Here is a 19,672-nt window from a genome sequence, read left to right on the forward strand (position 1 = left end):
CACATTAGCAGTGCATTTTTTATTACGCTAGCGCTTGTGCTAAATCTTCAATTAAATCTTCACCATCTTCAATACCGACAGAAATACGAATTAATGTATCTGTAATTCCTAATTCTTTACGGCGATCTGCTGGGATTGATGCATGTGTCATTTGAGATGGGATAGAAATTAAACTTTCTACTGCTCCTAAGCTTTCAGCAAGTGTAAAGTATTGCAGTTTCTCAAGTACTTTATTTAATGTTTCCTCACTATCTACATCAAACGAAATAATAGCACCAAATCCATTTGCTTGTTCTGTTGCTAATTCGTGGTTTTGATGTGATTCAAGACCTGGGTAATATACTTTATTTACTTTTGGATGATTATTTAAAAATTCAGCAATAGCGCGTGAATTCGTTTCATGTTCTTCCATACGAATTCCTAATGTTTTTAAACCGCGAAGTAGTAAGAAGCTATCTTGTGGTCCAAGAATACCTCCTGTTGAGTTTTGTACAAAGTGAAGGTCTTCTGCTAGTTGTGGGCTATTTACCACTACTAGACCTGCAACTACGTCACTATGACCTCCTAAATATTTCGTTGCACTATGAAGTACAATGTCTGCTCCTAAAGAAATCGGCGACTGCCAATATGGCGTCATGAATGTATTATCAATAATTGTTAATAAATCTTTCTCTTTAGCAAGAGTAGATATTTTCTTAATATCAGTAATTTTTAGTAATGGGTTCGTTGGTGTTTCCACATAGATCGCTTTCGTATTTGGACGAATTGCTTCTACAACTTCCTCTAAGTTTGTTGTGTCTACAAATGTATGTTCAATACCGAAGCGGTTTAATACTTTCGTAATAACACGATACGTTCCACCATAAACATCATCTGTTAAAATAACGTGGTCACCTTTTGAGAACAACATAATTGTCGCTGTAATAGCAGCCATTCCAGAACCGAATGCAAATCCAGCATGACCATTTTCTAATACGGCAATCATTTCTTCTAAAGCTGCACGTGTTGGGTTACCTGTACGTGAATATTCATATCCTTGATGCTTACCAACCGCTTCTTGTTTGTACGTACTTGTTTGATAGATCGGTACGTTTACAGATCCAGTTGAAGGTTCTCCTATGCGAATACCATGAATTAACTTTGTCTTTGCTCTCATTTTTTATTCCCATCCTTTGTATATGTCTTTACTTAAATAGCGCTCACTACTATCAGGAAAAATGGTTACAATATTTGTACCTGGTGCTGCCTTCTCTGCCTCAAGTAAGCTCGCATGAAATGCTGCTCCTGAAGAGCTCCCAACGAGAAGTCCTTCTTTTTGCGCTAATTCTTTCACTCGTAAAAATGCATTTCGATCAGAAATCGTATGAATTTCATCAAAATAAGATGTCTTCAAAAATGGCGGGATAAATTCCAGTCCAATTCCTTCGGTCTCATGTGAACCAGCCTTACCACCATTTAAAATAGATCCTTCTGGCTCTACGATAACTGTTTTAATATCTATATTTTTTTCTTTCAAATAAGATGCAGTCCCCATAAACGTACCGCCAGTTCCTGCTCCAGCAACAAATATGTTAATCTCTCCATTCAGTGCATCCCAAAGTTCAGGACCTAGTGTTTTGAAATAAGCACGCGGGTTTGCTTCATTCGCAAACTGACTTGGAGAGTATGAATTCGGTATTTCATTTACTAATTCTTTTGCTTTTGCAATTGCACCGGTCATTCCTTGCTCAGTCGGTGTATGCACGACCGTTGCACCTAGTGCTTTCATTAATTCTTGTTTTTCAATACTAAATTTCTCTGGTACACAAACGATAACACGTAAATCATGTTCTAATGCTGCAAGTGCCAGTCCAATACCAGTATTCCCAGCAGTCGGTTCAATAATTGTTCCACCTTGGGTAACAAGCCCTTTTTCTAGCGCATCTTCGATTAATTCTCTTCCTAAACGATCCTTAACGCTTCCGCCTGGGTTATAAAATTCAAGCTTTGCAAATAAGCGGACCCCTTTCGGAAGTGAAAAACGAGTAATTTCTACAATTGGTGTATGACCAATTAACTCATGAACTCCACGATATACATTCATCGTGTTCTCCCCCTTGTTTGCCAATAAAGAAAAGGCAACTGTATGTATTTTCTTTATATGAGACAGTTGCCTTTTTGTTACATTACTTTAACTCTTCTAACACTTTTACGATAAAGTTTGTAGAATGAAGAGCTGCTTGATCTAAAAACTGATCAAATGAAACATTTGATTCTTTACCAGCAATATCAGAAAGTGCGCGAATGATAACAAACGGAACTTCATATTGGTGGCATACTTGTGCGACAGCTGCTGCTTCCATTTCTACCGCATAAAGATTTTCAAATTTATCACGGATGGCTGCAACGCGGTTCGGATCACTCATAAATGAATCGCCTGTTGCAATCATGCCTTTTACAACTTGAATATTTTCTTCAGTTTGCATACATTTCTCAGCTAATGCAACTAACGCCTCATCAGCTTTAAATCCAGGCGGCATTCCTGGTACTTGACCATATTCATAGTTAAATGCTGTTACATCTACGTCATGGTGACGAACTTCAGTGGAAATAACTACATCACCAACGTTTAGAGAATGATGGAATCCACCAGCTGAACCAGTATTAATTACTTTTTCAGGCTTATATTTTTCTAATAAAATTGTCGTTGACATCGCTGCGTTTACTTTACCAATACCAGACTTTAACAAGATTACTTCATGTCCTGCTAATAGTCCTTTCGTAAATTCACAACCTGCAACCGTTTCTGTCTCTGCTTGTTCTAATTTGTCACGTAAAATACGTACTTCTTCTTCCATTGCTCCAATTACAGCAATTCTCAATCTAATCCCTCTTTCTATTGCTTAGTTGCCTCCATTACCCAAACGAAATGATTTAATCTCGTAAACGTTACATGGAAGCCATTGTTTTCAAAAATAGTCTGCATAACTGGAATACGTGTATAGTATTCCGTTTGCAAATCGTTTGCTAACTGGTGAAAACCTCTTTGTTTTGCTGTTTCAACAGTTTTATCATATGCATCTTGATCTGCAAATATCGTATCAGCAAACACTATTTTACCACCTTTGTTTAGCAATTGACTATACTTCGCAACCGCTACATTTTTTTCATCATCTGTTAAATGATGAAATGCATAGGTGCTTACAATGGTATCAATTGAATTTGGGACTTCAAACGAAAGAAAATCACCTTCTGTAATCGAAAATTCTTTTGGCAATTTCTCTTTTGCAATCATACGCATTTCACGCGACGGTTCTATACCGTAAACTGTGCGGCCAGCAAGTAATAATTTATTTGTTAAATTACCTGTACCGACACCAAATTCTAATACATTACCAAATGACTTGTTAACTACATCCTCTAGAATATCCTCATAATGGGCGAAAACTTCTTTATATTGTATATCTTCGCCTTGTACGAATGAGTCGTACGTATGAGCCCACTCATCAAATAAACCATTAAATTCTGTGCCCATAAAAATTCCCCTTTTTCTTATCGGTTTTATCAGTATGATATTCCCTCTTTCTAAAAATGTCAATTGAAATGTACATGGTATTTCCTTCTTTTCTTTGTTACACTATAGTTGATTACATAGGAGAGGGGCCGTCTTCATGTCATTTACCTTTGAAATGTTAGAAGATAAAGTAGAATTTTTTGAAGCGGGAGACTTAGCTTCTTTAGAACGAAAAATTAGTGAACAAATCGATAATAATAAAGCACTTATGCTTGAAGTTCATCACATCTCACATCAAATGGTTATGGATCCTGAAAGCAAAAGACCGTATTATAGCGCGGTTGTTCATTTTAAATTAAAGAAATTGCGTTAACTAAAAAAGAGAAGCTCCTAAGGAGCTTCTCTTTTTTAGTTTAGAGTTTGAACAAGTACTGGTTTCCAGCCCTCATTATCTACCCAATCAATATTTACGTAATATCTTTTTCCACTTTGCTTATCTTGAACGTCACCATAAGCTTTACTCTTTCCAGTTTTGTCTCTTCCAACAAAATGGAATACTAATTGCTCCTTCGGTACTTCAATACCTGCAGCAATTGCACTTTGCATCTCATTCCAATCTGATGACCCCTGTTTAAACGTCATCGCTGGTGATGAACCTTGTTCTGTTCCTACAGCTTTCCAAGAAGGTTTTGTATAAGCCTCTTTTGCCTTGGATACAGTTTTTTCAGCTGATACTTTCTCGTTAGCTTTCGCTTCTTCTTCAGCTTTTTTCTTTTCTTCCTCAGCCTTTAACTTCTCTTCTTCAGCTTTTTGCTTAGCTTCTGCTTGCTCTTTTTCTTTTTCTTTTTTCTTAGCAGATTCTTTATCTTCTGATTTTCCAGCTTTCTCATTCTTTGTTGTTTGTTGAGAGACTTTCTTATCAGTAGAAGATGCTTGCTCTTTCGTACTAGGAACGAACAATTGATATGCTACAATAGCTACTAATAGTAATACAATAGCGATTGCAATATTTAAAACACCGTTTTGACGACGTTTTTGTTGTTTCTGTTGGAATCTTGATCCTCCTGCCATTCTCCAAACCTCCATGCAGTTTTTCCTAATTGCTATTGTAACATTAAATCTAGAAAGGTTGAACATTTACAATGATATTTTCATGAAATGAAAACAATTCACTATAAATTGCAAGATTACTTTTCATTCTCCAATTGATAGATTGCTCCTACCATATCTTTAAAAATAGGTGTGACTTTATTCACTTTGTTATCAGTCTCTAGATCAACAACAACTAAAGCATATCTTGGATTCTCATACGGAAAATAACCTGCAAACCAGCGATTCACCCTCGTCCCTTTCCCTGTTTGCGCTGTCCCGGATTTTCCAGCGACACTGAGCGGCAACGAGTGGAATGCCGTTCCTGTTCCTTTCTCCCTTGTTACAACGCCTCTTAATAACTCTTGTAATGTTTTCACTGTTTCATACGAAAGCTGTTTTCCATGTAACGTATGGTTCTCAAATGTAAAAAAATCCGCTCCATTTTTATATACTATTTTTTCAACAGCTTTCACTTCCATCTTTTTTCCATTCCTCGCAATCGTCGCCATCATATTAGCAATTGCTAGAGGTGATATACGTACATCTTTCTGTCCAATCGCTGTTTGCTCTACCGCTTTTTTACTATTTTTGTTTTCTTCATTCCCCCAAATAGTAGAGCCTTTTTCTTCTGGCATTTGCTCGAAATGAGGTGTATGAAATACAGAACCTTTCCATCCGACCTTTTCATTTGCTCCTAAAGCTGCTACGTATGTTTCTAGCACCGTCCTATCCTTTTGTAATAGCTCGTTACCTAACTCGGAAAATGTCCTGTTACAGCTCCTAGCAAAGCTCTCTTTGAAGTTAAGTGTACCCATCATAACTTGTGGGTCGTTTTCACCATATAAATCTTTATTACAATTAAATGTCCGATTAAACAAATTTACTTTTTGATCAATGACTGCAGCTGCAACTACTGTTTTAAAAACAGAGCCTGGAAAATGCGGCGTTAACATTTGATTTTCAAGTGTAGTCTCATATAAATTCTTATCTCTTACTTGTAAAGACGGCTTACTGACCATCGCTAATATTTCATTTGTCTTTACATCAAGTAATACTAATCCCCCCTTCTTTATTTCATTTGCTTCAATCACTTCTTCTGCTTTTTGCTGCAACCCTTTATGTAAAGTAGTTTGAATCCTAACTGGGTAAAATGGATTTCCTGGTGAAGTATATTTCGCTTGCTTTCCGAAAATTGGTTCTCCTTGCCGATCTACTTGATACAATACTTTTGCCTCTCCATCAGTCAATAAAAATTCATCAAATGATTGCTGTAATCCTGAAATACCTATCGGCGTTTGTTTTGAAATTTTTTTCACTTCTCCATATCGCTTTTGAAATTCTCTTTCGTTCTCCCCTACATCACCAATTAAATGATTTATCTCCCCAGTTTGTTTTAATCGCACTTCAGCTGCTACAATACCTAATACATGTAATTGATTCACCTTCTCCATCTGCTCTCGTGTCACTCGAAATGGAGCAGTTTCCCCTTGCAGTATAAATGCATTTTTTTTATTTTTCATTTGTCTTCTGATCTCTTGTCTCGACACACCAATGATATGCGCGATTTTCTCTAACATGTCATTTTTTATTTGTAAAAATGGAAAAACAATTAAAACAGGATACTTTTCCTCCCCTATTTCTTTACCATTACGATCTATAAACTGCCCACGTCCATCGTCTACTGCAATGGATTGCGTACGTTGCGTAACACTTTTTTCAATTAAATTTATTTTGCGATTAGTAAATGATTCTGTATCTATAATTTGGATTTGAATTAAACGACAAAGCAATAAAAACATAATGCCCATAAAACAAATTAAAACAATTGCAATTCTCCGTTTTATTTTCATAAAAAAACACCTCGTCTATTATAGTTTAGACGAGGTACTATTTTATTTATACAATCCCCAAAACAAAAACAGATATTATATAAGGTTATTATTGTTTCTTTGGCTTCTCTAAAAATTTCATAAGAAGCGATCTAAATTCAGTTTCATTCACTCCAGTGTTTTTAGCAACTTCAATTACAGTGGTTGTTACATTAGCCGCTATTTTTAAATAATCCTTACTAAGATTATCCATTTCATTTCTTTTTTCTTTTGCATTCTCAACTGTTACAGAATCAATACAAGTAATCATCTTATCTACAATATGTAAATAATTATTTTGTGCATCTATTATTTTTTGAATATCATCTTTATTACTTACTTTCGATTGTTTTAAATATGTATACGCTTGATTCACTTCATCTTTTAAAATTTTATCATTATTCTTCGCCTGTTCTTGTAACATATTCTTCATATCATCTATTGTTTTTTGATCCATCGAATCTCGCAATAAATAATCTGGATTTCCAATTGCGTAATCATACTTAATCGTTACATCTTGAAATATTTTCATAACAATAGCTAATTGATACGCTACATCAAAATCATTAAATTCCTTTTTATCTTTTGGATTTTCTAAGGCTTTTGAACTCTCAGTTGCTTTAATATCCTTTTTTTCTTCTTGCTTTACTTTTTCTCCCTTTGATGATGTAGTTTCTTCATTCGTTCCGCATGCAGCAAGTCCTAATATGGATATACTACACACCAATCCTGTAAAGATTTTATGTTTCATAATTAGCCCCTTTTCCCTTTTAAAACCTATATTCTCCAATTATGATATCAAAGCTTAAAGTGTTTTTTTGACATTTTTTGTCGAATTACTCTAAGGTTTACACAATTTTTTTCATTCTACAAAAAAAAAGATTCTCCCGATAGGAGAATCTTTTTTTTATTTTACAGAGACAATCTCTACTTGCATTTCTCCGCCTGGTGTTTGGATTGTTACTTTCTCACCAATTTGCTTACCTAATAAGCTTTTTGCGATTGGAGAATCGTTAGAAATTCTTCCTTCAAATGGGTCAGCTTCCGCGCTACCTACGATTGTGTACGCTTCTTCATCTCCGTTTGGTAATTCTTTAAATGTTACTGTTTTACCTAATGTAACAACAGTAGATACTTCGCCATTATCTTTAATGATAACTGCGTTACGAATCATATTTTCTAATTGTGTAATACGTCCTTCTACGAACGCTTGCTCATCTTTTGCTGCATCGTACTCAGAGTTCTCAGAAAGGTCCCCGAAGCTACGTGCGATTTTAATACGTTCTACTACTTCTTTACGTCTTACTGTTTTTAATTGCTCAAGTTCGTTCTCTAGTTTTTGCTTACCCTCTTGTGTCATAGGGTATGTTTTTTCTGTTGACATATTTTCCACTCCTTTTATATACCAATCCCCCGAAAAAAAGAGGAGTTCCATATGAAAACTCCTCCGCTTCCATTGTTAGCGGAGGTTTCTAGTACCCTTGCACTAGCGGAGTTGTCACATACAACCCCGTATTTCCAATTCTTCTTTATATAAAGAAGATATGTATGGAAAGTTGATATAAATATGCCCTCACCTATATATAGATGAGGTTGCATGTTTCATTGTATTCGATGGGAAGGGAAAAAATCCCTTCCTACCGTATATCTTTTACTATGCTATTACAAATTTACTTTTTGTTCAAGAATTGTTGCAATTTTTGTCACCATAATATCAATTGCAACATGGTTTTGTCCACCTTCAGGGATAATAATATCCGCAAATTTCTTAGAAGGCTCAATAAATTGATTGTGCATTGGACGTACAACAGTTACGTACTGATCAATAACTGAATCCATCGTACGACCGCGCTCTTTAATATCACGCTGCATGCGGCGCAGAATACGAAGGTCAGCATCCGTATCAACGAATAATTTAATGTCCATTAACTCGCAAAGACGTGGGTCTTCTAAAATAAGAATTCCTTCTAAAATAATTACATCTTTCGGCTCAACTGGAATAATTTCTTCTGAACGTGTATGCAATGTATAGTCATATACAGGCTTATCAATTTGCTCATATGCAAGCAACTGCTGCAAATGTTCAATTAACAGATCATTATCAAACGCAAGCGGATGATCATAATTTGTTTTTAAACGCTCTTCCATTGGTAAATGGCTTTGATCTTTGTAATAATAATCTTGCTCTAAGATTAAAATAGAATGACCTTTAAAATGGTCAAAAATCGCTTTCGTTACACTCGTTTTACCTGATCCCGAACCACCAGCAATTCCAATTACAACAGGCTTATTCGTCCCCATTCGACTATCACTCTTTCTTATTGAAGTATGCTTTTGCGCATCATATTATTCACATACACTCGTTGATCCACTTTGAATTTCACGATTTGCAACGGATGTCTCGCTGCATCTAATTCGTTTCCATCCTCATCCCAAATTTTCTCCACCGTTTGCGTAAAGTTTTCTATTTCTGGTCCAAAGAACTCCACTTCATGTCCTGGTTTGAAATGATTACGTTGCTCAATCGTTACGATGCCCGTTTCTTCATTATAATCTAACACTAAACCAGCAAAATCATACGTTGTTTTCTTACTATGATTTCCAAACATTTGCTCTTGATGTCCTGGAACCCCTTCAAAGAATGCAGGAGCTGTATCACGATTTGCACATTTATCAAGCTCATCTAACCATTCTTGTTTAAACTCAAAGTTATCTGGATCCGCACAATAAGCATCAATTACTTTACGATATACAGTTGCTACAGTCGCTACGTAATGGATTGATTTCATACGTCCTTCTACCTTTAAGCTATCGATTCCAATTTCAATCATTTTCGGAATTGATAAAATTAAATTTAGATCTTTTGGACTCATCGCAAAGTGAGCATCTTCTTCTTGGAATAGAGGAAGCTCTTTTGCATCTTTATGTTGTGATACTGTTTGAACTAAATCATAATCCCAGCGGCAAGATTGGCAACAACCGCCACGATTAGAGTCACGCGCTGTCATATGGTTACTTAATGTACATCTTCCTGAATATGCGATACACATTGCACCATGGACGAATGCTTCAATTTCAATATCCACTTTTTCTTTGATTTCTTTCATTTCTTCATAGCTTGCTTCACGAGCTAATACAAGACGATGTAAACCCTCTTCTTTCCAATACTGTGCTGCTTTCCAGTTGGATAGTGATTGCTGTGTGCTTAAATGCACCTCAACAGAAGGCGCTACACGTTTACAAGTCTCAATGATAAGCGGATCAGCAACGATAATCCCCGTTACGCCAGCTTTTTCAATCCCTTTTAAATATTCCTCTAGCCCGTCCATATTTTCATTATGTGCAAAGATATTTGTTGTTACGTATATTTTTGCTCCATACTTCTTTGCAAACTCAACGCCTTCTGCCATTTCTTCTAGCGTAAAATTACCTGCATTCGAACGAAGACCAAATTCTTGTCCACCTAAATATACAGCATCTGCCCCGTAATGGATAGCTACTTTTAATTTTTCTAAGTTACCCGCAGGGATTAACAGTTCAGGTTTCTTCACAATAACACGTTTGCCATCGATCACTCGTGAAATTTCTTGTACAGTCATTTCCTACACCCTCCTCGTTTAGTAAACCGTTTCTTTAAAGAAGAATCCTGTGTCTAACGGACGATTTACTGGTTGCATTTCTTCTATTTCTTTATATAGAGCATCTTTCAAGTCATAATATGCATCACGATCTTCCACACATAAATCAATCGCTTGACGATATTTCTTCGTTACTTCAATAATGTATTCAGAGCTTTTTAGTACACCATCGATTTTTAAGCTGTCAACTTCAGCTTCGATTAGTTCCTCTAATTCATCGATGAAACAAATATCGTTCGGACTCATAATATGAGTACCATTTTCATCTTCATAAATTGGATATTTATTGTTACGCTCTGGGTCATATAAGAACATATTCTCTTCATATTTTTTCTTTTCAATGTCAAGATTACGTCCTTGATACTCAAAGTAATTTCCTACTAATGAACGCTTCGATTGGAACATACAAGTCATACCGTGAATTTGTACTTCTAGTTCCACTTCAGCATTTTCTTTTAAATCAACAATTTCATCTAAGCTCAGCTCACGAGCTAATACAGCGCGCTTCGCTCCTCTTTGTCCCCAGTAATTACAAGTGAACCAGTTTGTTGCTGTCGTTTCTGTATTCCAGTGCAACTGCATATTTGGCGCTACTTCGCGAACAGCCATTAATACTGCTGGATCTCCGAAAACAATTGCATCTACATTTACTTCATTTAAAAATGAAACGTAATCTGTTAATTCTTCTACTTTATCGTTGTGGAACATAGCGTTCATGGCTACGTATACTTTCACACCATTTTCATGTGCAATCTTCACAGTTTGTTTTACATCTTCACGTGAAAACTCCCCTGCTAAACGTAAACCAAAATTTTGCTCACCGATCATTACCGCATCTGCTCCTGCTTTCGCAAGAAGTTCGATATCCGCCACCGCTCTTGGCGTTACTAACAATTCAGGTTTCTTCATACCTTGGTCACCCTCTCTTTTTACTAACAGCTACTCCATCACCAATTGGGAAAATCGTTGTATCGTATCCTTCATGGTTCATAAGCCACTCATTGTACGTCTTAATACGACGGATTAAACCACGTGTACGTCTGTTTTCAATTTTCTCTTTTGTCGTTACAAGACCATGGTACATAACATTATCTGAAATAATTACGCCACCAGGATTTAATAACGGTTCATATAAGTCAAAAAAGCGACGATACTGTCCTTTTGCTGCATCAATAAAAATAACGTCAAATGTCCCGTGTTCTTTTACTTGTTCACCTGTCTCTAACGCATCACCGTAAATAACTGAAATACGATCTGTTACTGGGGAACGTTCTATATATTCAAGTGCTTTTTCATATCGCTCACGATTGCGCTCAACTGTCACAATACGTGAATTTGAAATAGCTTGCATCATACGAATACTAGAATAACCGATTGCTGTTCCAAGTTCTAAAATGCTTTTCGGTCCAATTAAACGTAAAAATTGCAGCATAAATTCCATTCCAAGTCGATCCATAATCGGCACATGATTTTCTGTTGCATATTCTTCCATTTCAAGAATTAATTTATCTTTCGGATCAATAAATGATAATAGGTACTCGTTAACTGCATCCTCCATAAATGGTCCTCCTTATTTACATGGAGAAGTGCCTCTATGACGTCTTTTCCCACATAGAATGCAATAAAAATACAAGCCAGTTTTACCCTTAGCTTGTACGTCCCGTTTTGATATTAAAAACGATTCTTCTGCCAGTTTTTAACCCGATATATTTTACCACAAAAAAGAGGGATGTGCGACTTTTTTCGCTATCCCTCCCCATTTCACTGTTTTTTCGTAATGTATTTTTGCTTTAATGCATTATGCTCTTCTAATGTTTTCGCATAGTACACTTCACCACTTGGTGCAGCTAAGAAATAATAATAATCTGTTTGCGCAGGTTCTAACGCAGCTTCCACTGAATGTTTACCAGAGTTTGCGATCGGCCCTACCGGCAATCCTTTTACAACATACGTATTGTACGGTGAGTTGACCTTTAAATCTTCGTATAATACACGTTGTTTATGCTTTCCAAGTGCATATAATACCGTTGGATCCGTTTGAAGCGGCATACCTTTCTCTAAACGATTATAAAAGACACTAGAGATCTTTTGACGATCTGTAAAACCAGTTGCCTCTTCTTCAATAAGTGAAGATAATGTTAAAAGCTGATGAACATCCCAGTTCTTTGCTTTCATTTTTGCCTCATTTTGAACAATGATTGCATTTGTTTTCTCAAGCATCGGAATTACGATTTCTTCTAACGTCGTATCTTTCTTATAAAATGAATACGTCGCAGGATATAAATAACCTTCTAATGGGTATTTAATATTACTATCAAAGATTTTATCCGTTAATAACTTCGGATACTTTTGCTGCATTTTTTGAATAAATGCTTTATCGTTTAATTGACGCGTAACATCATCTTTATTCCACTTTAGTTCTGCCGCAATCGTTTCTGCAATTTCAGTTACTTGAGCTCCTTCTTTGATCGTCACTTTATAAAGAGCTGGACGATGCACGTTGCCAGATGACATTTGTTCGATAACATCTTTAGCCTTCATCGAAGGATTTAATAAATATGTACCTGCTTGTAAACTTTTCGATTTAGCCTTTGTATAAAAACTAAAAACTGTACCGTTTTTCACAGCGCCTTTTTCTTCTAAAATTTCTCCAATTTTACTTGTAGATGATCCTTTCGGAATTTCTACTTCAATCTCTTTTTTATTCCCGCTATCAACTGGTCCTAATGCGGATGAAATATACGCATAGACTGAACCACAAACTAAAAGCAGTGCAATAATCGAAAATAAAAAGATGCGTCTACGCTTCTTTTTCACTTGATTCTCTATCAAAACTCTTCCTCCTTATTCAATTGTAGACCATATGTATATGTTTCTATACAGCATGATGGAAAGCCACAACAAATTCGCCTATCTTTTTTAGTATCCATTTTATTTTTCTACAATCCGTCTCATTATACTACAAAGGATTACACAGTTTCGACAAAAAATCTTTCATTTTACATATAAATACAAAAAAAAGATGGACTGTATGTCGTCCATCTTTTCAGTACTTATTATTCAGCTTCTTGCTCATCAGCAAGAGTGTTGAACATTTCTTGTACCATTTCCCACTCTTCTTCAGATTCGATTGGAAGTAAACTTCCGCCCTCTTCTTCATTTTGCTCATAAGCCATTGCATCATAAATTTGGTCTCCATCTTCGTCTACTTCACCGATTGGAGAGAAGACTACGTATGATTTTTTACCAAATTTTTCAGCATCAAAAGTGAAAATAATTTCACATAAATGTTCGTTACCTTTTTCGTCTACAATTGTAATTTGATTTTCTTCCATTTTGGTCACCTCTTATTTACTATCTAAAAATCCTTGTAAGATTACGACTGCAGCCATCTTATCGATTACTTGTTTTCGCTTCTTACGGCTTACATCCGCTGAAATGAGTAGACGTTCCGCTGCCATCGTCGACAAACGCTCGTCCCACATTACAACGTCTAATTGTAACAGCTCTCGTAGGTTTTCTGCAAATTGTTGGCACGCTTCACCACGTGGGCCAATTGTACCATTCATATTTTTAGGTAAACCTACTACTATTTTGTCCACATTGTACTGCTTTACTAACTCAGAAATACGATCAAAACCAAAGTGACCTCGTTCTTCGTTAATCTTAATTGTTTCTAATCCTTGTGCTGTCCAGCCCATTTCGTCGCTCATTGCAACTCCGACTGTTTTTGTACCTACATCTAAACCTAATATCCGCATAAACTACTCCTCACGATGATGTTTCAAGTAAGACTTCACAAGCTCTTCAATGATCTCATCACGTTCAAGCTTACGAACGATGCTTCGTGCATCTTTATGGCGAGGTATGTATGCTGGGTCTCCACTTAATAAATAACCGACGATTTGGTTAATCGGATTATAGCCTTTTTCTTGAAGTGCATCATACACAGTTAAAAGTACATCATTTACATGGACACTCTGTTTTTCATCTTGAATGCTAAACTTCATTGTTTTATCAAAACCGTCCATTTCAAGCACCTCACTTATATAGTAAGTATAGGGAGAAGAACTTCTCCTCTCCCTACCATTGTACACTACTATCTCTTTATTTTGAAACAGATTTAACGTACTCTTGTACAAATGCTAAAGCTTCTTCGACTTGAGCTGGGTTTTTACCACCTGCTTGTGCCATATCAGGACGGCCGCCACCGCCACCGCCGCAACGAGAAGCTACTTCTTTCACAAGTTTACCAGCATGGTAACCTTGGCTAATTAAGTCTTTCGTTACACCTGCTAGGATGTTTACTTTATCGTCATTAACAGACGCTAATACAACAACTGCTGACTCTAATTTATTTTTTAGATCATCCATCATCGTACGTAAGTTGTTCATATCTGCAACATTTACTTTCGCTGCTAATACATTCACACCATCAACTGTCATTACAGAATCAGTTAAGTTTCCAGCTTCAATATTGCTTAATTTCGCAGCAAGAGATTCGTTTTCTTTTTGAAGTTGTTTCACTTCAGCAAATAGACCATCAACTCTTGTTAAAATATCTTTCGGATTTGTTTTCATTTTTCCTGCTGCTTCTTTTAATAAACCTACTTGATCGTTCATTAATTCGTATGCAGACTTACCAGTTACCGCCTCAATACGACGAGTTCCTGCACCGATACCAGACTCAGCAACGATTTTGAAAATACCGATAGAAGCTGTATTATCAACGTGACAACCACCGCAAAGCTCTAAGCTGTAATCGCCAACTTGTACAACGCGTACAACATCACCGTATTTTTCACCGAATAATGCCATTGCGCCCATTTCTTTTGCTTCTCCGATTGATTTTTGAGAAATCTCAACGTTAATACTTTCCCAAATTTTCTCGTTTACCATACGCTCAATTTTTTCTAATTCGTCAGCTTGCACTTGACCGAAGTGAGAGAAGTCAAAGCGTAGACGTTCAGAAGTTACAAGAGAACCTGCTTGATTAACATGCGTTCCAAGTACGTCTTTTAATGCTTGGTGTAGTAAGTGAGTTGCTGTATGATTTTTCACAACGCTACTACGGTTTTTCGTATCGATAACAGCTTTCACAGCTGCATCTTTCGTTAACGTGCCTTCTTCCACAGCTACTTTGTGTAAGTTTTGACCATTTGGTGCTTTTTGTACGTCTTTTACAAGAACTTTCACGCCGTCAGCAAGAAGGTAACCACGGTCAGCAATTTGTCCACCGCTCTCAGCGTAGAATGGTGTTACGTCAAGAATTAACTGTCCTTCTTCCCCTGCTTGTAAGCTATCTGTGTACTCACCGTTTTTCACAAGTGCAACAACGTTACTTTCCGTTGCAACTGTACCGTAACCAACGAACTCACTCGCTACTTTAACTTCTCCAAGTACACCGCCTTGAACTTGCATTGAGTCAACGTCTTGACGAGCAGCACGTGCACGCTCACGTTGTTTTTCCATTTCATTTTCGAAGCCTTCTTGGTCAACTGTCATACCAGCTTCTTCTGCATATTCTTCTGTTAATTCGATTGGGAAACCGTATGTGTCATATAGACGGAACGCATCTACTCCAGAAATAACAGTTGTTTTTTCTTCTTTTGCTTTTGCAATAACTTCAGCTAAAATTGCTTCACCATCATGAAGTGTTTCATGGAAACGCTCTTCTTCATTTTTCACAACTTTCGCAATGAAATCTTTCTTTTCAAGTACTTCTGGATAGAAGTCTTTCATTACTTCTCCAACAACCGGTACCAATTCAAACATGAATGGACGGTTAATGTTTAATTTCTTCGAATAACGAACAGCGCGGCGTAATAAGCGACGTAATACATAACCACGACCTTCGTTAGATGGAAGAGCACCGTCACCAACAGCGAATGTTACTGTACGGATATGGTCAGCAATTACTTTGAATGCCATATCTTTTTCTAAATCGCCATTACGATATTTCTCACCAGAAATTGATTCTGTTGCACCAATCATCGGCATGAATAGGTCTGTATCAAAGTTTGTAGGCACATCTTGAACGATAGATGTCATACGTTCTAGACCCATCCCTGTATCAATGTTTTTCTTAGGAAGTGGTGTATATGAACCGTCTGGATTATGGTTAAATTGAGAGAATACAAGGTTCCATACTTCTAAGTAACGCTCGTTTTCTCCGCCTGGATATAATTCTGGGTCACTAAAGTCATTACCGTAAGCTTCCCCGCGGTCATAGAAAATCTCTGTATTCGGTCCACTTGGTCCTTCACCAATATCCCAGAAGTTTTCTTCTAAGCGGATAATACGCTCTTTTGGAACGCCCATTTTTTCATTCCAAATTGTGAATGCTTCTTCATCTTCTGGATGGATTGTAACTGATAGTAATTCTTTATCGAATCCGATCCATTTGTCGCTCGTTAAGAATTCCCAAGCCCATGTAATTGCTTCTTCTTTGAAGTAATCACCGATTGAGAAGTTTCCTAACATTTCAAAGAATGTATGGTGACGAGCTGTTTTCCCTACGTTTTCAATATCGTTTGTACGAATTGATTTTTGAGCATTTGTAATACGTGGATTTTGTGGGATTACACGTCCATCAAAATATTTTTTTAATGTAGCTACACCACTATTAATCCATAGAAGAGATGGATCTTCATGTGGAACTAGTGATGCACTAGGTTCTACTGCATGTCCTTTTTCTTGGAAAAAGTCTAAAAACATTTGACGAATTTGTGCGCCTGTTAGTTGTTTCATTGTATTTTCCTCCTTAAATATAAAAAACTCCCGTCCCTATAAAAGGGACGAGAGTTAACTCGCGATACCACCCTAATTATGAATTGATTACAATAACAATCAATTCATCACCTCATGGTGCCGTAACGTGGCAAGACGGCAGTGATTAGCTGCTCTCAGGATTAGCTTTCTGTTACCCTTCATTTAAAGCTTCTTTCAGCCATATGGAAGCTTCTCTCTATAAATGGACTGTAACGTACTTGTTCCGTCATTGATTTAATGTATTATATGACTAAATATAATAGAATTCTCTTAAGTTTGTCAATGTAGATAATCATTTATATTGTATTAATTGCTTATTTATCATAGGTATTCTACTATTCATTCTTAACAGCCTTTTCATATATTATGCGTTTATTAACAAATCGGAATCTCCTTACAAGAATAATTTATAAAAAATTATAAATATTACCTTTTTTGCTATAATTAAATTATTGTTAATAAAATAAAGGAGCGATCACAATGACAACCTTACTTAGCAAAGCTAAAAACATATTAGCGACTAACGAAACAATATTACTTTACGCAGCATGTTCATTAGACATATTTATTTATCGTTCCGTCGCGAGACCAGGCCTATTGATTTTAACGAACAAAAGGCTATTCTTTTATGGACCAGATGTAAGTAACAATCCAATATTTGAAGAGTACTCTTTCGCAAAAATTTCTAATCTAAAAGAACAAAAGCGTCTTTTCAACAATCAAATTGTATTTATGTATGATAACGAATGGAAAAAAATAAAACATATTCAAACAAATGATGTGAGCTCCCTCGTTCAAAAGATACACGAGCAGATTTCTAAATAAATATACGATTAGCCCTCTATTTCTTACATAGAGGGCTTCTATACTTACACATCTTCTTTTTTCAAGAGAGGCTTCACATGAACAATGACGGTGCGAATAACTGCTAAGATGGGAACCGATATTAGTAACCCTACAATACCAGCTACTTCCCCTCCAACTAGTAATGCAAGCATAATAATAACGGGATGCATACGAAGTGACTTACCAACAATGTAAGGCGATAAAATGTTACTTTCCACAAATTGCAAAATAGCAATCGTAATACCCGCCTTAATAAGTAAGCTCGTTGATACTGTTGCTGCAATCATTAACGTCGGGATCGCTCCTAAAATAGGGCCGAAGTACGGGATTATATCCGTTACCCCAATAATAATACCAAGCAATAATGGATATTTCATACCGATAAACCAAAAAGAAAGAGCTGATACTCCCCCTAATACCAAACAAACAAATAACTGTCCTCGAATATAACTTCCAAGTGACTTATCAATTTCTTTCGCAAGCATTTGCCCCGTACCTCGCCATTTACTTGGGACTAGTTTCCAAAAGATATGATAAAACTCACCATAATCTTTTAATATGTAAAATACAATGAACGGTATTAAGAAAATAATGAGCAATGAATCGAGTACACCACGAGCTGTACTCATCACTTTATTTAAAAGCGCTTGAATCTTCGTTTCCACACCCACAAAAAGTTGTTTCACCTTTTCATGAATGAACGAAGGGAAATTCGCTGTTTGTTCTGTAACGCCATCCATCCACGAATCGTACATCTTTGTAAACTGCGGAAATTGTTCATTAATCTCTTGTAACTGTTTAATAACGACTGGCGTTCCTTTATAAATCCCATAACCAATTCCGCCAAAGAAAAGGATATAAATAAGCAAAATGGCAAGTGTACGGGGCATCCCTTCCTTATGGATTTTTTCAATTAAAGGATGCAATAAATACGCAATAAAACAAGCGATAAGAAATGGCGTGATTGCTACTTTAAATACAAAAATAATCGGTGCCCATAGTGGCTTAATTTTTAAAAAGACGAGCAAACAAAGAAAAACAAGTAATAATAATCCTAAACGATATATCCAAATGATTTTAAGATTCTTCACATGAAAAACCTCCTCCACCTTTATTTTGAAAATAAATGGGGTAGGTTATGTGCGAAACTTTTAAAATCTTTTCATACGGACCATACTGTTTTTTAAAGACGTACATATAAATAACATAACAAGGACAACCACCCCTGAGAATACAGCATGAATTAATATAATCAGGAGGGCTAATTATGGTTTTGTTTATGCTTGGATTATCAGCACTTTTTATGATTCTTGAATGGATTTGTATCGGGTTTGGTATTTGGAAGGGGTTCTTTATTCGTTCCTCACGTAAAGAAAAAGCGAAGCAATTATGGCAGTATGGAATACTCGGCGTTGGCTGCTACGGTCTATCTTATCTTTTCTCAGAAATCGGACTTTTTTATTTGCATATGAGCGCATAAAAAAACTCCCTCGTCAATAAGGGAGTTTTTCACTTTATCGAAATGATTATAAGTAAGACTTAATCATCTTACGTGCTTTTTTCATATTGCGTTTTGAAAATACATCTTGCTTACGAGCATATTGATATGCTGCAGCTCCAACACCTAATGCGATTAATGAATTGCGTAGATTCAAAGTAAATCCCCCTTTTCGTTATCCGATCGTTCTTTCATTCTCATCAAATAAATCATCAAGAGAGCTTAATGAACCATCTTCCTCAACTTGATGCGTATGGATTTTCCCCTTTGAAACCGATAATTCGATATAACAATTCCAGCAATAAAATTGGTTGACACCTATTTTTCCAATGTCTTTCCCTTTGCAATTTGGACAAATGAACATATGGCTTTCATCTCCTTACAGACTCCCAGATTCTATTCGCCATTATGTCCAAACTGCATTCGTTTATACATCGCTGGAGCCTTTCAACGCTATGCGTTTGAA

23 protein-coding genes and 1 other annotated feature are annotated in these 19,672 nt (G+C 36.3%); of the genes, 3 read left to right on the top strand and 20 right to left on the bottom strand.

What is annotated here, in order from left to right; translation table 11 throughout:
• Nucleotides 1-22 precede the first annotated feature (22 nt).
• The 4 genes from NZ044_RS21530 to NZ044_RS21545 all read right to left on the bottom strand — a co-directional run bounded on the left by NZ044_RS21530 (nt 23) and on the right by NZ044_RS21545 (nt 3,514).
• Nucleotides 23-1,156: a bifunctional cystathionine gamma-lyase/homocysteine desulfhydrase gene (locus NZ044_RS21530; protein WP_001201921.1), complete on the bottom strand. Its 1,134-nt coding sequence runs from the start codon at nt 1,154-1,156 to the stop codon at nt 23-25.
• A gap of 3 nt (nt 1,157-1,159) precedes the next feature.
• Nucleotides 1,160-2,083 carry an O-acetylserine dependent cystathionine beta-synthase gene (locus NZ044_RS21535; protein ID WP_001103877.1) on the bottom strand — a complete coding sequence of 308 codons (924 nt, stop codon included), beginning with the start codon at nt 2,081-2,083 and terminating at the stop codon, nt 1,160-1,162.
• 82 nt (nt 2,084-2,165) lie between these two features.
• Nucleotides 2,166-2,861: a 5'-methylthioadenosine/S-adenosylhomocysteine nucleosidase gene (gene mtnN / locus NZ044_RS21540; RefSeq protein ID WP_001217027.1), complete on the bottom strand. Its 696-nt coding sequence runs from the start codon at nt 2,859-2,861 to the stop codon at nt 2,166-2,168.
• A gap of 14 nt (nt 2,862-2,875) precedes the next feature.
• Nucleotides 2,876-3,514 carry a class I SAM-dependent DNA methyltransferase gene (locus NZ044_RS21545; protein WP_000536323.1) on the bottom strand — a complete coding sequence of 213 codons (639 nt, stop codon included), beginning with the start codon at nt 3,512-3,514 and terminating at the stop codon, nt 2,876-2,878.
• Between the two features lie 136 nt (nt 3,515-3,650).
• Between NZ044_RS21545 and NZ044_RS21550 the strand changes: the two genes are divergently transcribed.
• Entirely contained in the window at nt 3,651-3,866 is a 216-nt protein-coding gene (locus tag NZ044_RS21550; protein ID WP_000010984.1) for a YrzA family protein, read from the top strand.
• Nucleotides 3,867-3,901: 35 nt separating this feature from the next.
• On the opposite strand, the gene NZ044_RS21555 is transcribed toward NZ044_RS21550, so the two are convergent.
• The 13 genes from NZ044_RS21555 to alaS all read right to left on the bottom strand — a co-directional run bounded on the left by NZ044_RS21555 (nt 3,902) and on the right by alaS (nt 16,841).
• Nucleotides 3,902-4,564, bottom strand: coding sequence for a YrrS family protein (locus tag NZ044_RS21555; RefSeq protein ID WP_000897094.1), 663 nt, complete (start codon nt 4,562-4,564; stop codon nt 3,902-3,904).
• 116 nt (nt 4,565-4,680) lie between these two features.
• Complete coding sequence (locus NZ044_RS21560; RefSeq protein WP_000695118.1) at nt 4,681-6,435, bottom strand: peptidoglycan D,D-transpeptidase FtsI family protein; 1,755 nt, start codon at nt 6,433-6,435, stop codon at nt 4,681-4,683.
• Between the two features lie 88 nt (nt 6,436-6,523).
• Nucleotides 6,524-7,204 carry a hypothetical protein gene (locus tag NZ044_RS21565; RefSeq protein ID WP_000680875.1) on the bottom strand — a complete coding sequence of 227 codons (681 nt, stop codon included), beginning with the start codon at nt 7,202-7,204 and terminating at the stop codon, nt 6,524-6,526.
• 156 nt (nt 7,205-7,360) lie between these two features.
• Entirely contained in the window at nt 7,361-7,837 is a 477-nt protein-coding gene (gene greA, locus NZ044_RS21570) for a transcription elongation factor GreA (protein WP_014894880.1), read from the bottom strand.
• Nucleotides 7,838-8,115: 278 nt separating this feature from the next.
• Entirely contained in the window at nt 8,116-8,754 is a 639-nt protein-coding gene (udk, locus tag NZ044_RS21575; protein WP_000537080.1) for a uridine kinase, read from the bottom strand.
• A gap of 17 nt (nt 8,755-8,771) precedes the next feature.
• Nucleotides 8,772-10,052: a peptidase U32 family protein gene (locus tag NZ044_RS21580; protein ID WP_000217970.1), complete on the bottom strand. Its 1,281-nt coding sequence runs from the start codon at nt 10,050-10,052 to the stop codon at nt 8,772-8,774.
• Nucleotides 10,053-10,070: 18 nt separating this feature from the next.
• Nucleotides 10,071-11,000 (bottom strand): peptidase U32 family protein, encoded by a 930-nt coding sequence (locus NZ044_RS21585; RefSeq protein WP_098505657.1) that lies wholly within the window; start codon nt 10,998-11,000, stop codon nt 10,071-10,073.
• 7 nt (nt 11,001-11,007) lie between these two features.
• Nucleotides 11,008-11,649 (bottom strand): O-methyltransferase, encoded by a 642-nt coding sequence (locus NZ044_RS21590; protein ID WP_000389103.1) that lies wholly within the window; start codon nt 11,647-11,649, stop codon nt 11,008-11,010.
• Between the two features lie 203 nt (nt 11,650-11,852).
• Nucleotides 11,853-12,923: an endolytic transglycosylase MltG gene (gene mltG / locus NZ044_RS21595; RefSeq protein ID WP_098505656.1), complete on the bottom strand. Its 1,071-nt coding sequence runs from the start codon at nt 12,921-12,923 to the stop codon at nt 11,853-11,855.
• 224 nt (nt 12,924-13,147) lie between these two features.
• Nucleotides 13,148-13,426, bottom strand: a complete 279-nt coding sequence (locus tag NZ044_RS21600) for a DUF1292 domain-containing protein (protein ID WP_000392246.1) — start codon at nt 13,424-13,426, stop codon at nt 13,148-13,150.
• A gap of 12 nt (nt 13,427-13,438) precedes the next feature.
• Entirely contained in the window at nt 13,439-13,852 is a 414-nt protein-coding gene (ruvX, locus tag NZ044_RS21605; RefSeq protein ID WP_001221202.1) for a Holliday junction resolvase RuvX, read from the bottom strand.
• A 3-nt stretch (nt 13,853-13,855) separates the two neighbouring features.
• On the bottom strand, nt 13,856-14,122 hold the full coding sequence (locus NZ044_RS21610) for an IreB family regulatory phosphoprotein (RefSeq protein ID WP_000348591.1): 267 nt from the start codon (nt 14,120-14,122) through the stop codon (nt 13,856-13,858).
• 76 nt (nt 14,123-14,198) lie between these two features.
• Complete coding sequence (gene alaS / locus NZ044_RS21615) at nt 14,199-16,841, bottom strand: alanine--tRNA ligase (protein WP_000811809.1); 2,643 nt, start codon at nt 16,839-16,841, stop codon at nt 14,199-14,201.
• Between the two features lie 40 nt (nt 16,842-16,881).
• Nucleotides 16,882-17,101: a binding site (T-box leader), on the bottom strand.
• Between the two features lie 241 nt (nt 17,102-17,342).
• Here alaS and NZ044_RS21620 point away from each other — a divergent pair.
• On the top strand, nt 17,343-17,687 hold the full coding sequence (locus tag NZ044_RS21620) for a PH domain-containing protein (protein ID WP_000209589.1): 345 nt from the start codon (nt 17,343-17,345) through the stop codon (nt 17,685-17,687).
• 44 nt (nt 17,688-17,731) lie between these two features.
• On the opposite strand, the gene NZ044_RS21625 is transcribed toward NZ044_RS21620, so the two are convergent.
• Nucleotides 17,732-18,799 (bottom strand): AI-2E family transporter, encoded by a 1,068-nt coding sequence (locus NZ044_RS21625; protein WP_000793127.1) that lies wholly within the window; start codon nt 18,797-18,799, stop codon nt 17,732-17,734.
• Between the two features lie 176 nt (nt 18,800-18,975).
• Here NZ044_RS21625 and NZ044_RS21630 point away from each other — a divergent pair, with 176 nt between their 5' ends.
• Nucleotides 18,976-19,188: a hypothetical protein gene (locus NZ044_RS21630; protein WP_000242539.1), complete on the top strand. Its 213-nt coding sequence runs from the start codon at nt 18,976-18,978 to the stop codon at nt 19,186-19,188.
• 46 nt (nt 19,189-19,234) lie between these two features.
• On the opposite strand, the gene NZ044_RS21635 is transcribed toward NZ044_RS21630, so the two are convergent.
• Together NZ044_RS21635 and NZ044_RS21640 are read right to left on the bottom strand one after the other, a co-directional pair.
• Nucleotides 19,235-19,363: a YrzQ family protein gene (locus NZ044_RS21635; protein WP_001053553.1), complete on the bottom strand. Its 129-nt coding sequence runs from the start codon at nt 19,361-19,363 to the stop codon at nt 19,235-19,237.
• 18 nt (nt 19,364-19,381) lie between these two features.
• Nucleotides 19,382-19,570: a hypothetical protein gene (locus NZ044_RS21640; RefSeq protein WP_000469281.1), complete on the bottom strand. Its 189-nt coding sequence runs from the start codon at nt 19,568-19,570 to the stop codon at nt 19,382-19,384.
• Between the last annotated feature and the right edge of the window lie 102 nt (nt 19,571-19,672).

Source organism: Bacillus sp. FSL K6-1338 (assembly GCF_038006965.1).
Taxonomy (GTDB): Bacteria; Bacillota; Bacilli; order Bacillales; family Bacillaceae_G; genus Bacillus_A; species Bacillus_A thuringiensis_S.

Coding starts and splice junctions, on each gene's coding strand:
- NZ044_RS21585 (WP_098505657.1), bottom strand. CDS start 11,000: ATGAAGAAACCTGAATTGTTAGTAACGCCAAGAGCGGTGGCGGATATC.
- NZ044_RS21535 (WP_001103877.1), bottom strand. CDS start 2,083: ATGAATGTATATCGTGGAGTTCATGAGTTAATTGGTCATACACCAATT.
- alaS (WP_000811809.1), bottom strand. CDS start 16,841: ATGAAACAACTAACAGGCGCACAAATTCGTCAAATGTTTTTAGACTTT.
- NZ044_RS21620 (WP_000209589.1), top strand. CDS start 17,343: ATGACAACCTTACTTAGCAAAGCTAAAAACATATTAGCGACTAACGAA.
- NZ044_RS21610 (WP_000348591.1), bottom strand. CDS start 14,122: ATGGACGGTTTTGATAAAACAATGAAGTTTAGCATTCAAGATGAAAAA.
- NZ044_RS21580 (WP_000217970.1), bottom strand. CDS start 10,052: ATGACTGTACAAGAAATTTCACGAGTGATCGATGGCAAACGTGTTATT.
- NZ044_RS21530 (WP_001201921.1), bottom strand. CDS start 1,156: ATGAGAGCAAAGACAAAGTTAATTCATGGTATTCGCATAGGAGAACCT.
- greA (WP_014894880.1), bottom strand. CDS start 7,837: ATGTCAACAGAAAAAACATACCCTATGACACAAGAGGGTAAGCAAAAA.
- NZ044_RS21545 (WP_000536323.1), bottom strand. CDS start 3,514: ATGGGCACAGAATTTAATGGTTTATTTGATGAGTGGGCTCATACGTAC.
- ruvX (WP_001221202.1), bottom strand. CDS start 13,852: ATGCGGATATTAGGTTTAGATGTAGGTACAAAAACAGTCGGAGTTGCA.
- NZ044_RS21555 (WP_000897094.1), bottom strand. CDS start 4,564: ATGGCAGGAGGATCAAGATTCCAACAGAAACAACAAAAACGTCGTCAA.
- NZ044_RS21590 (WP_000389103.1), bottom strand. CDS start 11,649: ATGGAGGATGCAGTTAACGAGTACCTATTATCATTTATTGATCCGAAA.
- NZ044_RS21600 (WP_000392246.1), bottom strand. CDS start 13,426: ATGGAAGAAAATCAAATTACAATTGTAGACGAAAAAGGTAACGAACAT.
- NZ044_RS21550 (WP_000010984.1), top strand. CDS start 3,651: ATGTCATTTACCTTTGAAATGTTAGAAGATAAAGTAGAATTTTTTGAA.
- NZ044_RS21640 (WP_000469281.1), bottom strand. CDS start 19,570: ATGTTCATTTGTCCAAATTGCAAAGGGAAAGACATTGGAAAAATAGGT.
- udk (WP_000537080.1), bottom strand. CDS start 8,754: ATGGGGACGAATAAGCCTGTTGTAATTGGAATTGCTGGTGGTTCGGGA.
- NZ044_RS21630 (WP_000242539.1), top strand. CDS start 18,976: ATGGTTTTGTTTATGCTTGGATTATCAGCACTTTTTATGATTCTTGAA.
- NZ044_RS21560 (WP_000695118.1), bottom strand. CDS start 6,435: ATGAAAATAAAACGGAGAATTGCAATTGTTTTAATTTGTTTTATGGGC.
- NZ044_RS21565 (WP_000680875.1), bottom strand. CDS start 7,204: ATGAAACATAAAATCTTTACAGGATTGGTGTGTAGTATATCCATATTA.